Source organism: Methanomassiliicoccus sp., assembly GCA_033485155.1.
GTDB lineage: Archaea > Thermoplasmatota > Thermoplasmata > Methanomassiliicoccales > Methanomassiliicoccaceae > UBA6.
Genome location: JAWQJJ010000005.1, coordinates 91,374 through 109,531, shown reverse-complemented (window position 1 = coordinate 109,531; position 18,158 = coordinate 91,374). Strand labels below are relative to the sequence as shown.

The window sequence follows — 18,158 nt, the reverse complement described above, 5'->3', positions numbered from 1 at the left end:
CTTTCTTACTCGATCGCTCGAGGTCAGCACCTTCGACCGTGACGCGTTATCCACCCTCCGAGAATGGAGTTAGAGGGGAAATTGGGATGCGGAGCATTGCCCATGGCGTCTGGTCGAACGTCCTCAGCGCTTACAGCGTGCCTGTGGGATTATGGTTGTTATATTTAAACCTGCCGTGGGTGTCATCATACTATCTGGCCATGCCGTATTCCATTTTTCGGGAACATTCCTGAAGCATGGGCAATCAGTGAGTTCAATGCTCGCCCTTCCTGAATGGGCTTTCAAGACCGATATCAATCCAAGGAGGGCCGGATTTCCGCAAAGAGGTTAAAGCAGGTTCGCGAGGGGAACTGTTAGTTATGGCGTCGAAGGCAATGAGTTCGACATAAATTCAGCCCTCGATCGGGTGCTGACAGATCAAGTTCCATACTTCTAAAAGCAGGTAGAGGTGGGAGCGAGGGGAGATCCTAGTCTGTCCTCAGGATCAAACACCGGGCAAAGCCCGACCTAGGGCAGTAGAACCATGGGCACCTTCTGAGGTCAAAAACTATACGATTCATACATACGATTCCTTCGCATTGGTAATTTAATGGTATTGTGTTAATGATTTACGGGTGTCTAAGTGAAACACAACAAAAAATTGGTATTCGGAGCGTTTGCCGCCCTGATGGTCGCTGGAGTAGCCATCGTGCTCATGAGCGGCAACGCTTCTGCTCTTGGCTACGGAGCGACCGGCGAATGGAACGGCGACCTCGACCATATCCGCGACCAGGTCCAGGATCAAACCTGCGATCCAGACCGAATAATGGCTCAGGATGGTTCATGTCTCGATCCAACTGTAGACCAGGATGCAACCTGTGACCAGGACCATATCCAGGACCAGGAAAAGTTACAGGATGGATCGTGCCAGGACCTGACCTGTGACCAGGACCAGACTAGGGACAAAGTTCGTGCCTGCTGGTAAAACCTCTTTTTATCTTTCTTTTTCCTATTGATCGTACTTTGACCTTTTCGTGATCTCAGTACTTATCGCCCAGATAATCAAACCGGAAACGATTCCCAATGTCCCGAGAACGATTGCCTGAGGGGCGATGAAAACCGATGCGAGGAGGAGGACTACGCATGATGAGAGGCCGAGCACGGGTACGGACTTTGGATATCGCCGGTTCACCCCCTTCAGACGAAATGCAGATAGATTGGCGACCATGTAATACACGATCTGAGTAAAGGTGCTTAGTGCCACCACGCTAACGACGTCGACGAACAGGACAAGGATTATGATTATCGTTCCGGTTATCCAAATGCTCCAGTAAGGCGTACCATGACGCTTTTGAAGGTAGCTGAGCCGCCTCGGTAGGTCCCCCCTCCGAGCCATGGCATACTCCATCCGGGAAACGCCTAATATGGTCGTGATGAGCACGCTGGCGGTGGCCAATATCCCACCGATGGATATCAGGAGGACGGCTAACTGATTCCCCGTCCTCCCCATCGCATAAGCCAGTGGAGAGCTGGAGCCGGATAGAGCGGGGGCACCGACCACGCCGATCGCCACGAGCGCGACGAGGATGTAAAAAACGATCGAGATGGCGATCGATAGGAAGATGGCCCTTGGTATGTTCTTCCTCGGATTTTTGATCTCCTCAGCAATGACCGTGACCCGGGCGAACCCCCCGAAAGAGAAGAAGATGTAGAATGCCCCGACGAGCACCCCCATCTGAAGAGGCTCGAACGGTAAGAAATTGGAAGGATTGATGAATAGCAGCCCGAACACAACGAAGAACGAGAGAAGAGCTAGCTTAGCGACGACAATGATGTTGTTGATCTCGGAGGAATGGCTCGCACCCAGGTAGTTCAGCACCGTGAATACCAGGCAGATGAGGGCAGCCACAATGTTGACACTCACACCGGGGACGATCGCGTCGAGGTAATAGGCGAAGCTCAATGCCACCGCCGCACCTATCAGAGTATTAGAAAAAGCCCATATCCAGCCAGATATGAATCCGGCCAGGGGCGAGATGAGCCTGCATGCATAATCATAGACTCCTCCTTCTTTAGGATCCCAGAGGGTCAGCTCCACGATGCTCATGGCCGTCAGAACGGACACGACTCCGGCGATCACGATTGACACCACGATCGCTGAGCCCGCATATCCGGCCGATATTCCTGTGACAACAAATATGCCCGAACCGATAATGGCCCCGATGTTTATGGCCGTCGCATCTGTTAGGTTCAGACTGGGTTTCAACCCTGGGGTGGCCTTGAGTGGCGGCATCGTGAAGAATTATCGACGCTACCAGTTTATCAAACTTCCAAGGAAGAGTATTGAAGGATGTTTCAATAAAAATCGGAAAGCGGATAATTTCACTTCAAATCGGTGCCTCGGGCGAAAGCACCTCTTGGAAATAGGGGCCCATTAATCTCCTCAACGAAAGTTGTGCTTCATCGCTTGTCTTGATCGGCCGTTTTTTTAGGTCAAATGTGCAGGATGAGGAAGAGGAACGAGAGCATCTCGGTCATCCCCCGAATCCAGATGCATGGGCGAAACCCCCGTACTCATCACATATTCAAAATCGACTTGGGAAAATATATGTGGTCCGCCCCTCTTCTGGTCGTCGAGGGATGCACTGATCAAGCCAAGAGGGGCCGATCCGGCCCAGAGGACCCTTCTGAACTTTGATATCGTCGATCCATTAAATGCCGTCACCATCGAAGCGTTCAAGGACCAGTTCAAGCGCTTGAACGGCCGGAACCCCTCCGCCGTCGAGCTCAGCGCCTACTATCGGCAACATCCTCAGGAGCTGGCTCGCCGGGGGGGCGGGGGGAAGCGATAGGCTGCCCCGCGCTTGATCAGAGCTTGCCTTCCTTAGCCTTTTTCTGTAGGCGCTTGGATCTCTCCTTGGCGTTGAACCCAGTAGCCTTCTCCATGAACTCGTTATACTTGCGGTTCGACTCCATCATCGCCTCGGTGGTAGCGTTCTTGTCTGAGGTGCTGATCACCGACAGAGCGTTCTTGCTCAGCAACTTGACCTCGAACCGGGTGGTCGCGCCGAAGGAGGTGACCAGCGCTCCGTTCTCCTCTTTGACCTCCCCGAGGATGCTCTTCATCAGGTCCCGTAGACCATCGCCTTCCAGACTGGCACCGTGTCCCTTCTTCACATCGAACTCCATTTGAATCCCTCTAATCGAACTCCAGCTCATCGCTCAAGTACCTGGCCACGTCCACGGCGGTCCCCATGGTATCTTGGAGGTCCATTATGGCGGTCCACTCCTCGCGGCATCCGCACCCCAGCCCCCCGAGGTCATCGAGATCCTGGCTGAACGAAAAGCGTTGGACCGCATCAAGTATCTTTCTATCACAGTGATCGCAATTGTGGACGCCACGGGCGGTCCCGCCCCCTGAGGGAGAGGACATTATCCGGGTATCGGTGTTCTCCCGGCCCTGCCGGAGCACCTCGACCAGTGACCATAGCCATGGTGGACGATAGTTGCCTCGTTTCCACAGGGCGTCGACCACCGTTTCTCTCTGCACGTTCACCGGGTTCACGCTTACACTCTCCGAGAACCGTGCGGCGAAGAGGGCCGAGGCGATGGCGTCCTGCACCGCCGCCCTTTCCGTGAGGTAGGGAGGCTTGAGCAGCAGGTAGGTGCGCAGGGGCAGCTCACGCTCGAGCAACACCTCCGCCGCCCTTTGATAATCCTGGACGGTGAAGCCCTTGCGGACGCATCGCCTCAGTACCTCCTCATTGGCCGTCTCCAATCCGATGGCCACCGCCGACCGGGGATCGATGTCCTTGAGGTTCGCGTCGGTGATGAACTCCGGCCGGCTCTCGAAGAGTATCCTCTCTGCCGCCGTGAAGGACGACAGTACCTCGGAGCGCAGGTCAAGCGGGACCTCTTCGGGATCGAGGAACGAGCCGGAGGTATAGATCTTCACCATGCCCTCGCCTTGGTACCTTTGCACCGCCTTTTCCAGCTGCCTTCTTAGATCCTCAGTGGTGACCGCTTTAGAGCTGACCGCGTTGTAGCCGCACATCGTGCAGCCCTTCTGCCAGGACCACCAGCAACCCCTCGTTCGCAGGATGACGACGAACGCGTCGACCCTCCGGTCATCGACGACATCCTGTTCCTTCCAGATGCTGACAGGGTTCTGCAGCTCCTCGGCGCTCAAACGGACCATTTCATCACTTTCCCGATGGACATGGGCTCTTCGATTATTACTTTTCCTTTCCCCTCGTCGATGGGCGCAGGTGTGAGCCCGGCCAGGCTCCTACCTACCAACCCTTTAATATTGTACGGTCAATCCTGGACCAGAAGGTTAAGGCATGGCCAAGAGGATAATCATCATCGGGTCGGGGGCTGCGGGGATGACTGCGGCGTCCTCGGCGAGGGCAGCGGACAAGGACGCTGAGATAACGGTCTTCACCACCGAGGAGCACATCTCCTACTCGCCCTGCGCTATACCGTTCGTCCTCGAAGGCAGGATAAAGGACTTCGCGTCCATCGTAATGCATGATCCAGAGTTCTACCGACGCGAGCGGCGGATCGAGGTGCGCACCAAGGCCATGGTCAGCGCGGTGGACGTAGACGCTAAGGCGGTCAAGCTCGTCGATGGCTCGGTCCACCCGTACGACGCCCTGATCATGGCAACCGGGGGGACGGTGTTCGTACCCCCCATCGAGGGCGCTGACCTGCCTGGGGTATACAAGGTCCGCTTCATCCAGGACGGGATCGACGTACAGAAAGCCATGCCCACCACACGCTCGGTGGTCGTCGCCGGCGCTGGTGTCATCGGCCTAGAGATCGCGGTCGCGCTGAGGCACGCCGGGAAGGAGGTCACAGTGGTGGAGATGTTCCCTCAGGTGATCCCCCGTATCTGTGACTCAGACATGGCCAAGGAGGTCCAGGACTACTGCGAAGGTCTTGGCATAAAGTTCGTCATGAGCACTCCGTTGGGGGCAATCAAGGGCACAGGCAAGGTTGAGGCGGTGGTGGCCGGCAAGACCGAGATACCCTGCGAGATGGTCATCATGGCCACCGGAGTCCGGGCCAATCTCCAGCTGCCAAATGCCATGGGCCTGGAGATCGGGGCCCTGGGTGCGGTCAGAGTCTCCCCGACGCTGCAGCCGTACCGAAAGGGCCGGCTGTTGAAGGACGTATATGTGGCGGGGGACGTTGTAATGTGCCAGAGCGCTGCTGCCCCTGGGCCGACCATGAGCCAACTGGGGGCGACCGCGGTGAGGCAGGGACGGGTCGCCGGCCTCAACGCCGCCGGCAAGTACGCCACCTTTCCCGCCGTGCTGAGCGCCTGGGTATCTCAGGTCGGGGACCTGCAGGTCGGAGGGACCGGGCTGTCCAAGGGACTGGCCGAATACTACGGCCTTAGCGTTGTGGAGGGTAAGGCGACTGGGCTAACCTGCGCTAGATACTACCCCGGAGGGAGGAAGCTCCTGGTGAAGCTCATCGCCGACCGTGAGACCCACAGGCTGCTTGGAGCGCAGGTGGTGGCCGGTAGCGAGGTGACCGGTCGCATCAATTGGCTGACCGCTGCCATACTCAAAGGGGTCACGGCCGAGGAGTTCGTCAACTCCTTCGAGAACGCCTACTGTCCGCCGACCTCGATGGTCAAGGACGTCGTCAATGCAGCGGCAGAGGACCTCGTGCAGAGGTTATGAGATGACGCAAGTGGCCATCCGAACCTTCGGGCCGCTTACCTCGGTGATAGGTGGGCACCAGGCCCAAGTCGAGTTCCCGGGGACGACGGTAGGAGATTTGCTGAGTGAGCTCACAGCTCGGTTCGGAGCGCCCATGCGCGGCTATCTCTATCCCAAGGACGGCGCCCTCTCGGACATGCTGTTCGTCCTGGTCAACGGTAAGAATATCGAACATCTGGGAGGGACGTCGGCCACGCTGAAGGACGGAGATACGGTTTCCATCCTCCCTATAACCGCGGGCGGATGAAAATGCCATCTATATATCAAGACCGATAATATTATCGGTCGCTTGAAATAGTAGTCGCTCCAATATATTTGTGCACTTGGTCTGTCGTCAGGGATGCGGAGGAATCGACATGAGAGACTCGGAAATCCTCCAAGCCAAGACGGCGGCCCGCCTGCTGAGCGGACTGCAGGGCGAGAAGGACGCGATCCCGTCCCTGAAGTATCCCGAGCCCGTACCCAGTAGCGTGAATCTCGCGCCCAAAGCACCGGGCGCCTGATAATTGGCCGCAAAAACCACCATGCTATAGGGCCGCGTTCCAACGCGGCCTTGAGCATCATTTTTCCACTATGATAAAGGTAAACGAGGTCGTCAGTTCTATATCGTTTACGGCCATAATAACCGTGCCGAGATCCAGTATTTGAACGGTTCGCATAGTGGGACGAGAGTGGTGAGTGGGTGGGACGGTTCAAGTTTATCAAGGCTAGGAACTACAAGGACTATTGGATCATCAACGAACTCGTCGAGCAGTGTAATGAGGAGGGCAAGGATGGCCGGTTCCGATGGTGTTACGCGCCCTCGGAACACATCAACCTGCCATATGTCGACGAGGGGTCAGAGGCTAAGCTGGTCATAACAAAGGACCACTTTCCCAAGATCGTGGGGTTCTACACCTATACTTCATCGAGCAGGAGGATCGATGTCCTCTATGTCGTCCCGAGCAAGCGGGGGCGGCATATCGCTTTGGACATGGTGGAGGACTTCATGCGCGGGTTCCGGAGGGGTGAGGAGCTATTCGTCCTCAACCCAGGCAAGGCGGTCAGGCGGATGCTCAACAAGCATCACCCTGGACGGTTCACCGCAGTGATGACCGGCGGGAATGGCATGACCAGGCTGCATTTCGAGGAGGAGGACCTTACCCGCCCGACCGAAAACGGCCTCCTGGTATGAGAATAAATATGAAAAGGGTTTGAAGGGGTTTGACGGGCAGAAGAGATTTAATCTTCACCGGTCACAGCTCACGCGTCGAAGTACAGATAGAACTCCGAGGGGTGAGGCCTCAGGCGGACGTAGTCGTTCTCCTTGTGGAGCTTGTAGTCTATCCAGCCGTCGACGAAGTCCTTGGTGAAGACATCGCCCTGGCGCAGGAAGGCGTTATCCGACTTCAGCGAGTCCAGGGCCTTCTCCAGTGAACCAGGCACCGTGCGGATCTTGGCCAGCTCCTCCTTGGAAAGCTCGAACATGTCCATATCGTGCGGTTCGCCCGGGCTGATCTTGTGTTTGATACCGTCCAGACCTGCCATGAGCATGGCGGAGAACGCCAGGTAGGGGTTCGAGGTAGAGTCTGGCGGGCGGTACTCGATACGCTTCGATTTTGGGCTCTTGGAGTACACCGGAATCCTCACCGCGGCCGACCGGTTCCTCTGGGAGTAGACGAGGTTCACGGGAGCCTCGAAGCCGGGGACCAGGCGACGGTAGGAGTTGGTCGAGGGGTTCGTGAGCGCCAGCAGGGCAGCGGAGTGCTCGAGCAGACCGCCGATGTAGTACAGCGCATTCTGGGACAGCAGCGAGTAGCCGTCAGCGTCGTAGAAGACGTTCTTGCCCTCCAGGGACATGCTCTGGTGGACGTGCATGCCGGTACCGTTGTCACCGAACAGTGGCTTGGGCATGAACGTGATCGTCTTGCCATGGGCGTGGGCGGTGTTCTTCAGTACGTACTTATACATCATGACCTGGTCGGCCATCTTGGTGAGCGTCTGGAAGCGCATGCCGATCTCGCCCTGCCCCGCGGTAGCGACCTCATGGTGGTGCACTTCGCATTCGATGCCAGCATTCATCAGGTTGATGACGCATTCGGACCGGAAGTCCTGCAGGGAGTCGGTGGGGGGAACGGGGAAGTAACCCTCCTTGTTCCGGGGACGATGGCCATGGTTGAAGCCGTTCACGTTGTTGCCGGAGTTCCAGATGCCCTCATCGGAATCGATGTAGTAGTAACCGGAGTGCTGGTTCTGCTCGAACCGAACGGAGTCGAAGACGAAGAACTCAAGCTCGGGGCCGAAGTACGCGGTATCGGCGATGCCGGTGCTCTTCAGGTAGGCCTCGGCCTTCTGAGCGATGTACCGGGGGTCCTTCTCGTACCGCTCGCCCTTGACCGGCTCACGGACGTCGCAGAAGACCGACAGGGTTGGCACCTTGCAAGCAGGGTCCAGGATTGCCGTCTTCATGTCCGGCATTAGCAGCATGTCGCTCTCGTTGATCGACGCAAAGCCTCGAATGGATGAGGCGTCGAACCCGACACCGTCTTCCAGCAGGTCCTCGCACATCCGTCCCGATGGATAGGAGATGTGCTGGAGCGTGCCCGGCACATCGGTGAACTTGAAATCGACCATCTTGACCTGGCCAGAGGAGCACATCTCCATGGCCTTCGCCTTTTTCTCTTCGGCGCTGAGCTTCGAAATCTCTGACATACCTCTCACATCCTTCTGCCGTTCGTCCCCCGGGCTTAGCGGCGGCATGGACCTCCGGTCCGGCCTGGGCTCCGGTGAGCATGCTCATAAGATATGATCGCCCTCGCCCGGGACGAATCACCGTAGACAAATGCGTAATATAAATTTTTCTTGTGAGACAAATGTTGAGGTAGAAATAACGTTATGATACATATGTACCATTGGAATTTTTGATTCCTTCTGGCATATTTCCTTGTGCTCCGAAGCGGCCTTAGGGCCGGACGGGACCCCTGCTCAAGGCCCGCCTTGCCGCCGGTCCGAAATGATAAATAATGCTCAGGGAATCGGTACCCGAGTGATATGGACGCCGAAGAGAGGTTCAACCTGCTGGCTAGGAACACCGAGGAGATCGTCACCGTCGAGGAGCTAAAGAACCTCCTCGCCACCAATCCGTCTCCCCGTGCCTATATTGGGTTCGAGCCCTCTGGGCTCGTCCATTTGGGCTGGGTCATCTGCGCCAACAAGGTCAAAGACCTTGTCGACGCCGGCTTCGAAGTGACCATCTTCTTCGCCGACTGGCACGCCTACATCAACGACAAGCTGGGCGGGGATATCGAGCGGATACGCACCTGCGCCAGGTACATGGAGGATTGCTTCGAAGCGCTGGGAGTTCCCCGGGACAAGGTCAAGTTCGTGCTGGCCTCAGAGATCATGGGTATGGAGTACTGGGAGATGGTCATGAAGGTGGGGAAGGTGACTTCCCTGTCCCGCATCAAGCGTGCCATGACCATCATGGGGCGCAAGGAGGACGATGCCGAGCTTGACTCCTCGAAGTTCCTATATCCGTTGATGCAGGCGACGGACATATTCCGGATGAACATCGACCTTGCCTATTCTGGCATAGATCAGAGGAGGGCGCACATGCTGGCCCGCGAGGCCGGGGAGAAGCTGAAATGGAAGGTGCCCGTAGCGTTGCACACCCCTCTGCTCCCCGGGCTGAAGGGCGTCAACCGCATGGACCCCATCGCCAATAAGATGTCAAAGTCCGATCCCGACAGCGGGATCCTCATCCACGACGCCCCAGAGGACATCGACCGCAAGATCAAGAAGGCCTTCTGCCCGCCGGAGGTCGCCGGGAATCCTATGCTTGCTATCTGCCAGATGATCCTCTTCCAAAAGAGCCCGGTGTTCGCCATCGACCGTCCGGAGAAGTTCGGAGGTCGGCTGGAGTTCCATTCCTACGCCGAGCTGGAGGAGACCTACGTCGCCGGGAAGCTGCACCCTATGGACCTGAAGAACGGAGTGGCTAAGGCCCTCAGCGATCAGCTAGCTCCAGCGCGGGAGTATTTCGAGAGGAACCCCGAAAACTTCATCGCCATGAAGAGGTCCATCGGCCTCCTCTGAACCCTTTTTTTGTCTTAAGGGGACAGGGCTGAAGCGTCAATCGTCAGGTATTTGAGTTGGCATGCCCTGGTTCATCACATGACTCCACGCGTGCTGCTCATCGATCTCGGAGGGACCTTGGTCGACTTCTTCGGTCATACCCTGCCTGGCCTGGTCCTGCCATCGTCCCTGGACTCGGCCCGCCGGACTTTGATGCAGAGCGGGCGGGAAGTGCTCTCCCTCGATGCCCTGGAAGCCAGATGGGGCCTCAGCGCCCAGAGCCCCAACGACCCAGTGGTGCGTCCCCTGGAGCATCGTCTGTCCATCACTTTCGACCTGAGGGCAGAGGATACCCCTCTTCTTCCGGCCATGTGCCGATCGTTCATGACTCCGCTGTTCGGACAGGCGAGGGTGTTCGAAGACGCTCTACCATTCCTCGACGCTCTGCTTACGCAGGGGTACGAGGCAGTCATAGTGTCCAACACTACCTGGGGAAGCCCGGCCGATCTATGGCGGGAACAGCTCGCGAGGACGGGTATCGGTTCCCGGGTCCGCGGGACGGTGTTCTGCCGAGACGTGGGGTGGAGGAAACCAGATCCACACATCTTCACCCACGCCTTGGAGGTCGCCAAGGCTCGTCCGGAGGAATGCCTGTTCGTTGGCGATAACCCGGTGTGGGACGTCGACGGGCCTAGAAGGATGGGCATACCGGGGGTGCTGCTGGACCGCCGGGTGGAGTTCGTCGGCCAGGGATATGATCGGGTGATCAATCTGTACGAGCTTGCCGATCGCCTTCAGCTCTGAGAGCGGACAGCGTCTCGGTGCTCTCGGAAGAAGGCCATGGAGCGGGACAGGCAGATGTTGAGGATGGCCTCCACGTCACCTACTCCGGTCAGACCGGCAGCGCCGGCGTGCCCCCCTCCGTTGTTGCTGGTCTCGCCGCCGATATCGTCCAGCAGCTTCCCGAGATGCAACCCCTTCCTGACGATGTCCTGCCGGGCCCGGGCGCTGATGCGGAACTTCTCGTCCCGCTGAGAGCCCACGAACGCGACATCGGCGCCGATGTTGAGGATGGCCTTGCATACAGAGGATTCATGGGCGCTCCCCAAGGAGATGGCTGCTATGTGGTCCCCTAGGCGATCAAAGCGCATCCTCTGCGCCCCCTTGAGCTGAGAGATACGCTCCGAGACGTCGGGGTCAAGGTCGGTCAGGTCCATGGCCTCGTCCATGTTGATGCCGCTGGCATCCATGACCTCGGAGAACGTGCGCATCATGGCGGCGTTGGCGAAGCGGAAGTGACCACTGTCGGTGAGCATGCCTACGGCCAGGGCCAGCCCTATACGGCGGTCGATTGCGGTCCCCGCCACCTTGAGGACCTCGAACACGATCTCCGCGCAGCTGCGCCTGGTCTCGTCGCAAAGGAACAGAGCCTCGTCCCAATCCCCACAGGGGGCATGATGGTCGATAGCTACGATATCTCGCCCGGTTAGGTCGACGCCGACCTGTTCCATAGACGAGGAATCCACTGCCACCACCGTGTCGAACGCGTCCAGGTCGACGAAGCTCAGCACCTCGAACTGGAGATTTATGGCCATAACCTTGGCCAGGCGATCGAGGCCGCCCAGGGCGGCGACTGTGATATCGGGAAAGGCACGATAGAGGGCGTAGGCCGAGCCCAAGGCATCGGGGTCGGCGTTGCCGTGCAATAGGACGACCTTCTTTCCAGACATGAGCTTCTGGACGATGGTGGACAGCATCCCAAAACGGTATGCCCCGGGGATATTAGACCTTTCCCCGAGAGGGGCATGGGCAGGAGCGATGTGACATGAGAATGCGGTAAGCTCTGTAGAAAGATGAAAAAACTGGAAGGGCCGGGAATGCCGGGAAGAGGTTTTTACTCGCTAAGCGTCCTGCCCATGGGTCCCATGGGGGCGGCGCCGGAGGAGAGAGCCTTGTTAAGCTGATCCTGGAGCACCTGGTAGCGGTCCTTCAGGGACTTCTCCTGCCTCTCCAGGGTCTTGACCCGGACCTCCATGGTCTCCTTGTCCTCCTCGATCTCTTTGAGGACAGCCTCCTTGTTCTCCGCCTTGATCATGAGGGAGCCGACGGACTTGTAGATGACAACATCCTCGGGGGACTTGTTCAATTCCTCCGTGGTGCGCTGTATCTCCTTCAGCTGGGCATCCATCTGGAACTTCTGGTTGAGCACTGCCTGCAACTGCTGCTGGAGCTGCTGGAACTGAGCGATCTGATTTTGGACCTTGGGGCTAAGTTCATTCATGTTCTTCACCTACCATGTTTCCGATCTCTTCCGAGAGTCTTATCCACCTAAGATATGAATTTAGTGCGGCTCGCAAGGCCCCGAGATCGGAGGCCTCGATATCGAGGATGATCTCCCCTTCACCAGGGGCCAGCTTGACTTTGGTGCGAGGGATCTCCCTTCCAACCTCGGGATGGAGCGCGCCCCACACGGCCTTTCCGTGTGGGGTGGCCAAGCGAAGGGTTGCCCGAGGCATCCTTCACCGGGCTTTGATGACCTTCTTGACGTTAGGTCGCTCCTTATAGAAGATCTTGGAACCGCACTTCTCGCACTGGATGCCCACGGTGTTGACGTTGGAGCGGATAGGCTCGTTGCAGTTCCCGCACTTGTACATCTTTATGCACCCTTGGTCTGGTCGTTGCTGACCTCGCTCTCGACCTTGGCAGCCTGGGCTGCCTTGAACTCCTCAGAGGTCTCCTTCTTGGAGATCGGGGAGTAGGCCCCAGCGGCGAACTTGGTGTCGCACTTGCTGCATTCCCAGATGCCGCTGCTGACGCGCGATACGCTGTTCCTGTGGCAGTTGGGGCACTCGTGGGCCGCGGTCCTCATCTTATCGATGTCCCGGACGCGGTTCCTGACGACCACGCCGTACCTAGTGCCGAACCTTCCCGAGCTGCCAGCCTTCTCTGTTGACTTGGACATTACTATCACCCTATGATGTTTCTGAGGCCCTTGCTCATTTGCAGGGACATGTCGATCACTTGCTTGACCTCATCCAGCGTGAAAGCGCCGGAGAGTCCCTTCTGCATTGCCCTTAGGTCACCGTTCTCGTCGGTAGTGACGGTCAGGCGAGCGTCCGCGACCTTCTCTTCGTCGAGAGTCGGGTCAAACAATATAGAGTTTTCTATCTTTACGACCGTGGTCTGAATGGGCAGATGGTTCAGAGGCATGGGATAGTCTTCGCCCTTCTCATTCTCCTTCGCCGGCACGATGGTGGTCTTGAGCGCGGCGATGGCACCCAGGAAGCAAGCGTCGAAGAGGTTGCCGTCGTAATCAAGGACGTAGATGTCCAGGAAGTTAATCCAGACTTCCTCACCATGCTTGATGCACAGCTTCTTGAGGTCGATCATCTCGCTCTCTCGGATGCCCCTGTCGATGACCCTGGCCAGCTCAATGGCGCCAGCGTCTGGGGGCCCCGACTCGAAGGTCGGGGAGGCCAGCGGGATGAGTTCGGTGTTGGTCGTCAACACACCGCGGTCGGGGGTGTCGGCGAACGGGGACCCGACCTCCATCTTCACTCCGACGAGCACGTCGGTGTTGCCCAGGCGGACCCGGGCGGAACCTTGGGCGCTCTCGATGTAATTGGTCTCGATGCTGATCTGGCGGTACTCGTCCAGCGCACGCCCGTCAACCCTCTTGCCGGTGGACAGCAGCTTGTGGATGTGCCCCTTCTTGATCTCAGACATAACCGGTTCGGACATGTTCAGGCCTCCGTTCCGTTGCTCTGGGGAGCCTCGTCCTCACCCTCTCCGCTGGCGGCCTGCACAGCGTAGCGCCGGCGAAGGGCGTCCTTCTGGACATCGTACACCATTTGGCAAGCCTTCTTCCCGTACTCGAGCGCACGGTCGAACTCCTCCATGGTCATGTGGCCATCCATCTGCATGAGCAGGACCTCACCGGTCCGGGGGATCATGGCGATGGGGAGGTCGGCGTTGCCGTAGTTATCCTCTTCCTTGTTGAGGTCCAGCACGATCTGCCCATCGGCCTTGCCGATGGCGACCGCGGGGACCAGGTCCTTCATGGGAATCCCAGCGTCAGCCAGGGCCACGGAGGCGGCGGTCAAGCCGGCACATCGGGTGCCGGCGTTGGCCTGCAGAACCTCGATGTATACGTCGATGGAGGCGCGGGGGTAGTTCTCGGTGAACACCACATACTCGAGCGCCTCGGAAATGATCTTAGAGATCTCAATGGATCTCCGGTCCGGTCCGGGCCGCTTGCGGTCGGACACGGAGAACGAGAGCATGTTGTACTTGCATTGGACGATGGCCTTGGCCGGGTTCTGCATGTGGCGGGGGTGACATTCCCTCGGCCCGTACACGGCGGCCAGGACTTTGTTCTTCCCCCACTCTACATAGGCGGACCCGTCCGCTCTCTTCAGCACGCCGGCCTCAATTTTCAACGGCCGGAGCTCGTCCACCTTCCTTCCATCTATCCTTATTCCATTGTCATCGATCAGATCGATATCAGTTGTCATTCCGGACATCAGCTTCACCTCACTCCGAGCTCGGGGCGGACTGCTGGGACCCCGCCTCAAGGTACGCCTTCACCTTCTCGGTCAACCCGTAGGAATGGGCGTCCTGCTCGATCATCTGGATGGCTTTGATGGCGTGCATGATGTTGTCGACCTCGCCATCGAGCCAGATCCTCCCGTTCTGCCCTACGAAGATGCGGCAGTTCGTATATCCCTTGATCATCTGGATCATTGAGCCGCTCTTCCCTATCACCCTGGGCACCTTGCTGGGAGAGATCTCGATGATCTGTCCTCCCTGCAGTTTTCTCAATCCCTGGTCCTTCATGGTGACCTGCACTCTCATGGTTTCGTCCACCATGAGCACCTTCGCCAGGATCACATCGCCCACGTTCATGTATCTCGCAGTGTCACCGAACTCGACCCTCCAAGGGACCTCGTTCACGTGCAACGGGGCAGGATAGGGAGAATTGATGTCGATTAGCCAGTTGGAGGGACCGATATCCTCCACCTTGCCGATGACGCTGTCCCCTACGGCAGGTATATAGCGGCCGCTCAAGGGAATGATGTTCACGTAGTTCGATTTTACAGATTTGATACCAAGGAGGGCGGCGTAGATCTTGCCTTCAGAAACATAGGTACCCGCCCCAGGCTTCAACTTGTCGCCATCCAGGAGGTCACCGGGCATGACTATCTCCCGTGGTTGTCTCGACCCTTCACTGTTCATATCATATCTCCTTTGAAATTAACACACGAATATCTTGTTGATGGTCTACATTCTTAAATGTCTTTGCTCGACCTGTGACGGCGTATATTATCTTATATCTTAAGAATTCGCTCAGATGGCGCCCTTGAGGATCTTGGTCTCAACATCCCCCTTGGTCCTCTCGGCTAGCTTCCCGAGAAAATCGTCGCGCATGCCTGCCGGCAGTTCCACGATGCCAATCCAACTGCCGTTCGTTTGCCACTCGTCCTTGGTGACCTTCCCCGCCTGGGCGATGTAATCGTAACACCGCCCGTACTGCTCCCCGGTCAGCTTTACAGCGATGCGGACCTTGTCGAAGCGAATGGGGATCAGGGGGCGGAGGGCCTTTAGGGTGGGCTCGATCTGCGATTCCACGGACTTGAAGGGGTCCACGTGGACCCTTGCCTCTTCCATCGCCGCTTCGATTCTGGCTGGAGGGTGGGGGGCGGAGGTCTGAGGGTTGATGGCATTCCTGGCGATCTCCATTATAATGCGCCTCCGCTTGCTCTCCAGCATCTCTTTGCGTTGCTGGGTCGTCAGCTGGACCTCGCCCTTCAAGATAATGTGTTTGGCGACCTCGGTAGGGTCGGTGGTGCCGAAGACCTCCTTGACCTTCTTCTCTTCGGGGCGGGTGCCCTTATGGGCGTTGCGGAAGATCTCGTCGATGACCATGTGGTCGGCCAGGTCGACCTCCTTGCCCTCCCGAATAAGGTTGACGACCTTGGGGTCGATGAGGATCTCGAAAGTCTCCCCGTGAGACTCCAGCTTTGCAACGATCGCGTCTTCGAGGTCGACCATTTACGCACAGGCCTATGCGGTGTTGGCCTTTTCCACCACTGCTTCGACCTCGCCGTCCTCGAGGCGGCGGAAGTTGGATCCCTGGCGAACGATGCCGATCTCGACCGACTTGGGGTTGAGCTTCTCTTCCTCGGTGGCCTTCTTCAGCGCCTTGAGCCCGAGAACGATGGCATCCTCCATCTCCATCCCTTCCTGGTACTGTTCCTCGAAGACCTCCATGACGACGTTGCGACCGGCTCCGATGCTTCCCGCCTTGTAAGAGACTAGCGCCCCGGACGGATCGGTCTCGAAGAGGTGTATGCCCTGGTCGTCCACACCGGCGATGAGGAGGGCAGTGCCGAAGGGCCTTACCCCGCCGTACTGAGTATAGTTCTGCTTGTAGTCGCAGATCTTCTTGACCAGCATCTCCACGCTGATCCTCTCATCATAGGTTATCTTGCTGATCTGGGCGGTAACCCTGGCATGGTCCACTAGGACCCTGGCATCAGCTACCAGTCCGGAAGTGGCACATCCGATGTGCTCGTCGATCTGGAATATCTTTTCGATGGACCTAGGCTCCATGAGGCGGCTGGCGATGCGCTTGTCGACGATGAGAACTGCCCCGTCCTTGAACTTCAAACCTACCGTGGTAGTGCCCCTCTTGACGGCCTCCCTCGCGTACTCGACCTGGAACAGCCTTCCGTCCGGGGAGAATACGGTGATGGCCCGGTCATATGCCATTTGTCCTGGTTGCATCAATGTCACTCCTTGACTAAGCGGATTTCACTAAAGCACTTCGGTGATATATAGCTTAATATGTGCGCCAGGGAAAAAATTGTGCAACACAGATGTATCCTTCAGGCCCTGGTGTCCGTCACTCTGCCGCCGAGAACGCCCTCCCTCAAGGTTTTTAATGTCCCCGAGGTCCGCAGTGTGACCAGGGCGCTCGCTTCCGGTCCTCCCAGAGCCGCCAGGGCCCGGTCCCGGTCCGCTCCGCTGACCCTCACGATGCCCTCCCGGCCATCGAACTGGATGACTTTGTAGCGGACGCCGCCGCGGGTCAGCGAGGAATTGAGGGCCCCTAGGAACGCCTCGTCGGTCATCCTCTCTGCCTCGCGGGCCCTCACTGCGATGTACCTACGTCTGCCCCTCTTGGATTTGACTACCATGTTCTCGGGGTGATTCCGGCTAGTTGTCGCCGACCGAGGAGCTGACCCCGGTGATGACGACCAGCAGGCTCACCCTGCCCTCCATCTCCGGCTCAACGGAGCAACCCCATATAATCCTTGCCTGTGGGCTCAGCCTGGAGGACACCAGCTCGGCGGCTTTCTCAGCCTCTCCCACGGTCATGTCCGGTCCGCCCACGACCCGGATCAGAGCCCCCTTGGCCGAGGACAGGTCGATCGTTCCCAGCAAGGGGGACTCCATAGCCTCGGCGACGGCCTGCTTGACTCTTTCCTTGTCGTCGCGGCTCTCACCCATTCCGATCAGGGCAGTCCCCGCGTCCTTCATTATAGTGACAATATCATTATAGTCGACATTGACCAGGCCGGGCCGGGTGATAATCTCGGTGATGCCCTTGATCCCGTACATGAGAACCTCATCCGCAACTTTGAATGCGGCCTCCAGGGGGAGCTTGGGAACAAGCTTCAGCAGCTGGTCGTTATGGATGACGATGGTGGTATCGCAACACTCCCTAAGCGTCCTCAGGCCTTTTTGGGCGTTCTCCATGCGCAGGCGCCCCTCGGCCTTGAAGGGCAGGGTAACGATGCCCATAGTCAGGGCCCCGGACCGCTTGGCCATCTCGGCGACGAAGGGTGCCGATCCGGTGCCAGTACCCCCGCCCATGCCCGCGGTCACGAAGACTACCTTGCTGCCCTCGACATATTTGCGTAGCTCCTCTCTTGCCTCTTCGGCCGCTTTCCTTCCGACGTCGGGGATCGCCCCAGCCCCCAGGCCCCTAGTGGAGGCTTTCCCGAGAATGATCTTGTTGGGCGCTTGGATTGCCAGGAGGTGACGGGCATCGCTGTTGGCGGCGACCAGGGTAGCACCGGAGATTCCTGTCCGGGTCAGTCGGTTGATGGTGTTGGATCCACCGCCCCCGCATCCGATGATGGTGATCCCGATGCGTATCGATTCCACCAACTGCCGCAGCTCGTCATCGTCCGTGTTGCCCGGTCCGAACCCTGGGACCCCTGCGCCATAATCTACACTGGAATTGTATGGTCCAGTGCTGCTTACTGTCGTGTTCATGTGCATCCCACTACTGAAGAACTGATTGTACATTAAATCAATAATATAAAAATGTATATAGCTAGCTCCCAGCGGTGATGTTGACGCCTTCAGCACCGAAGGCATCGCTGT

At 57.9% G+C, this 18,158-nt stretch carries 24 protein-coding genes; 8 read left to right on the top strand and 16 right to left on the bottom strand.

Going from position 1 to position 18,158, the window contains the following annotated elements:
- The first annotated feature begins 640 nt into the window (after positions 1 to 640).
- Positions 641 to 964: a hypothetical protein gene (locus SA339_08815; GenBank protein ID MDW5563313.1), complete on the top strand. Its 324-nt coding sequence runs from the start codon at positions 641 to 643 to the stop codon at positions 962 to 964.
- Positions 965 to 988: 24 nt separating this feature from the next.
- Here SA339_08815 and SA339_08810 read toward each other — a convergent pair whose 3' ends face one another.
- Complete coding sequence (locus SA339_08810; protein ID MDW5563312.1) at positions 989 to 2,245, bottom strand: APC family permease; 1,257 nt, start codon at positions 2,243 to 2,245, stop codon at positions 989 to 991.
- Positions 2,246 to 2,534: 289 nt separating this feature from the next.
- On the opposite strand from SA339_08810, the gene SA339_08805 reads away from it, so the two are divergent.
- The gene (locus SA339_08805) at positions 2,535 to 2,831 is read left to right on the top strand and encodes a hypothetical protein (GenBank protein MDW5563311.1); all 297 of its coding nucleotides are present in this window, start codon (positions 2,535 to 2,537) and stop codon (positions 2,829 to 2,831) included.
- 16 nt (positions 2,832 to 2,847) lie between these two features.
- Here the strand turns inward: SA339_08805 and SA339_08800 are convergent, their stop codons facing one another.
- Entirely contained in the window at positions 2,848 to 3,168 is a 321-nt protein-coding gene (locus SA339_08800; protein ID MDW5563310.1) for a DUF5611 family protein, read from the bottom strand.
- Positions 3,169 to 3,178: 10 nt separating this feature from the next.
- Positions 3,179 to 4,177 carry an archaeosine biosynthesis radical SAM protein RaSEA gene (locus SA339_08795; GenBank protein ID MDW5563309.1) on the bottom strand — a complete coding sequence of 333 codons (999 nt, stop codon included), beginning with the start codon at positions 4,175 to 4,177 and terminating at the stop codon, positions 3,179 to 3,181.
- Positions 4,178 to 4,322: 145 nt separating this feature from the next.
- Here SA339_08795 and SA339_08790 point away from each other — a divergent pair, with 145 nt between their 5' ends.
- From SA339_08790 to SA339_08775, 4 genes are all read left to right on the top strand, one after another.
- Entirely contained in the window at positions 4,323 to 5,672 is a 1,350-nt protein-coding gene (locus SA339_08790) for an FAD-dependent oxidoreductase (protein ID MDW5563308.1), read from the top strand.
- Between the two features lies 1 nt (position 5,673).
- Positions 5,674 to 5,958 carry a MoaD family protein gene (locus tag SA339_08785; protein MDW5563307.1) on the top strand — a complete coding sequence of 95 codons (285 nt, stop codon included), beginning with the start codon at positions 5,674 to 5,676 and terminating at the stop codon, positions 5,956 to 5,958.
- Between the two features lie 109 nt (positions 5,959 to 6,067).
- A complete protein-coding gene (locus SA339_08780; GenBank protein ID MDW5563306.1) occupies positions 6,068 to 6,214 on the top strand; it encodes a hypothetical protein in 147 nt (48 codons plus the stop codon).
- A 179-nt stretch (positions 6,215 to 6,393) separates the two neighbouring features.
- Entirely contained in the window at positions 6,394 to 6,885 is a 492-nt protein-coding gene (locus SA339_08775) for a hypothetical protein (GenBank protein ID MDW5563305.1), read from the top strand.
- A gap of 68 nt (positions 6,886 to 6,953) precedes the next feature.
- On the opposite strand, the gene glnA is transcribed toward SA339_08775, so the two are convergent.
- Positions 6,954 to 8,402, bottom strand: a complete 1,449-nt coding sequence (gene glnA, locus SA339_08770) for a type I glutamate--ammonia ligase (GenBank protein ID MDW5563304.1) — start codon at positions 8,400 to 8,402, stop codon at positions 6,954 to 6,956.
- A gap of 339 nt (positions 8,403 to 8,741) precedes the next feature.
- Here glnA and SA339_08765 point away from each other — a divergent pair, with 339 nt between their 5' ends.
- On the top strand, positions 8,742 to 9,785 hold the full coding sequence (locus tag SA339_08765) for a tyrosine--tRNA ligase (protein MDW5563303.1): 1,044 nt from the start codon (positions 8,742 to 8,744) through the stop codon (positions 9,783 to 9,785).
- 78 nt (positions 9,786 to 9,863) lie between these two features.
- Positions 9,864 to 10,568 (top strand): HAD family hydrolase, encoded by a 705-nt coding sequence (locus tag SA339_08760; GenBank protein ID MDW5563302.1) that lies wholly within the window; start codon positions 9,864 to 9,866, stop codon positions 10,566 to 10,568.
- Here the strand turns inward: SA339_08760 and SA339_08755 are convergent.
- The 12 genes from SA339_08755 to ftsZ all read right to left on the bottom strand — a co-directional run bounded on the left by SA339_08755 (position 10,559) and on the right by ftsZ (position 18,047).
- The gene (locus SA339_08755) at positions 10,559 to 11,521 is read right to left on the bottom strand and encodes a DHH family phosphoesterase (GenBank protein MDW5563301.1); all 963 of its coding nucleotides are present in this window, start codon (positions 11,519 to 11,521) and stop codon (positions 10,559 to 10,561) included. The two genes, SA339_08760 and SA339_08755, sit on opposite strands and share 10 nt — an antisense overlap.
- A 137-nt stretch (positions 11,522 to 11,658) precedes the next feature.
- Complete coding sequence (locus SA339_08750) at positions 11,659 to 12,045, bottom strand: prefoldin subunit beta (protein MDW5563300.1); 387 nt, start codon at positions 12,043 to 12,045, stop codon at positions 11,659 to 11,661.
- Complete coding sequence (locus SA339_08745) at positions 12,038 to 12,259, bottom strand: KEOPS complex subunit Pcc1 (protein ID MDW5563299.1); 222 nt, start codon at positions 12,257 to 12,259, stop codon at positions 12,038 to 12,040. Before SA339_08745 ends, SA339_08750 begins: the two co-directional genes overlap by 8 nt.
- Before the next feature lie 24 nt (positions 12,260 to 12,283).
- Positions 12,284 to 12,418 (bottom strand): DNA-directed RNA polymerase subunit P, encoded by a 135-nt coding sequence (locus SA339_08740; GenBank protein MDW5563298.1) that lies wholly within the window; start codon positions 12,416 to 12,418, stop codon positions 12,284 to 12,286.
- 2 nt (positions 12,419 to 12,420) lie between these two features.
- Complete coding sequence (locus SA339_08735) at positions 12,421 to 12,726, bottom strand: 50S ribosomal protein L37ae (protein MDW5563297.1); 306 nt, start codon at positions 12,724 to 12,726, stop codon at positions 12,421 to 12,423.
- Between the two features lie 5 nt (positions 12,727 to 12,731).
- Positions 12,732 to 13,505: an exosome complex protein Rrp42 gene (gene rrp42, locus SA339_08730; GenBank protein ID MDW5563296.1), complete on the bottom strand. Its 774-nt coding sequence runs from the start codon at positions 13,503 to 13,505 to the stop codon at positions 12,732 to 12,734.
- A gap of 2 nt (positions 13,506 to 13,507) precedes the next feature.
- Positions 13,508 to 14,287: an exosome complex exonuclease Rrp41 gene (gene rrp41, locus SA339_08725; GenBank protein ID MDW5563295.1), complete on the bottom strand. Its 780-nt coding sequence runs from the start codon at positions 14,285 to 14,287 to the stop codon at positions 13,508 to 13,510.
- A gap of 10 nt (positions 14,288 to 14,297) precedes the next feature.
- Positions 14,298 to 14,999, bottom strand: a complete 702-nt coding sequence (gene rrp4, locus SA339_08720; GenBank protein MDW5563294.1) for an exosome complex RNA-binding protein Rrp4 — start codon at positions 14,997 to 14,999, stop codon at positions 14,298 to 14,300.
- A gap of 111 nt (positions 15,000 to 15,110) precedes the next feature.
- Entirely contained in the window at positions 15,111 to 15,815 is a 705-nt protein-coding gene (locus SA339_08715) for a ribosome assembly factor SBDS (protein ID MDW5563293.1), read from the bottom strand.
- A gap of 12 nt (positions 15,816 to 15,827) precedes the next feature.
- Positions 15,828 to 16,550 carry an archaeal proteasome endopeptidase complex subunit alpha gene (psmA, locus tag SA339_08710; GenBank protein ID MDW5563292.1) on the bottom strand — a complete coding sequence of 241 codons (723 nt, stop codon included), beginning with the start codon at positions 16,548 to 16,550 and terminating at the stop codon, positions 15,828 to 15,830.
- 101 nt (positions 16,551 to 16,651) lie between these two features.
- Positions 16,652 to 16,963, bottom strand: coding sequence for a hypothetical protein (locus SA339_08705; protein MDW5563291.1), 312 nt, complete (start codon positions 16,961 to 16,963; stop codon positions 16,652 to 16,654).
- Positions 16,964 to 16,982: 19 nt separating this feature from the next.
- Positions 16,983 to 18,047, bottom strand: a complete 1,065-nt coding sequence (gene ftsZ, locus SA339_08700) for a cell division protein FtsZ (protein MDW5563290.1) — start codon at positions 18,045 to 18,047, stop codon at positions 16,983 to 16,985.
- Positions 18,048 to 18,158 lie beyond the last annotated feature (111 nt).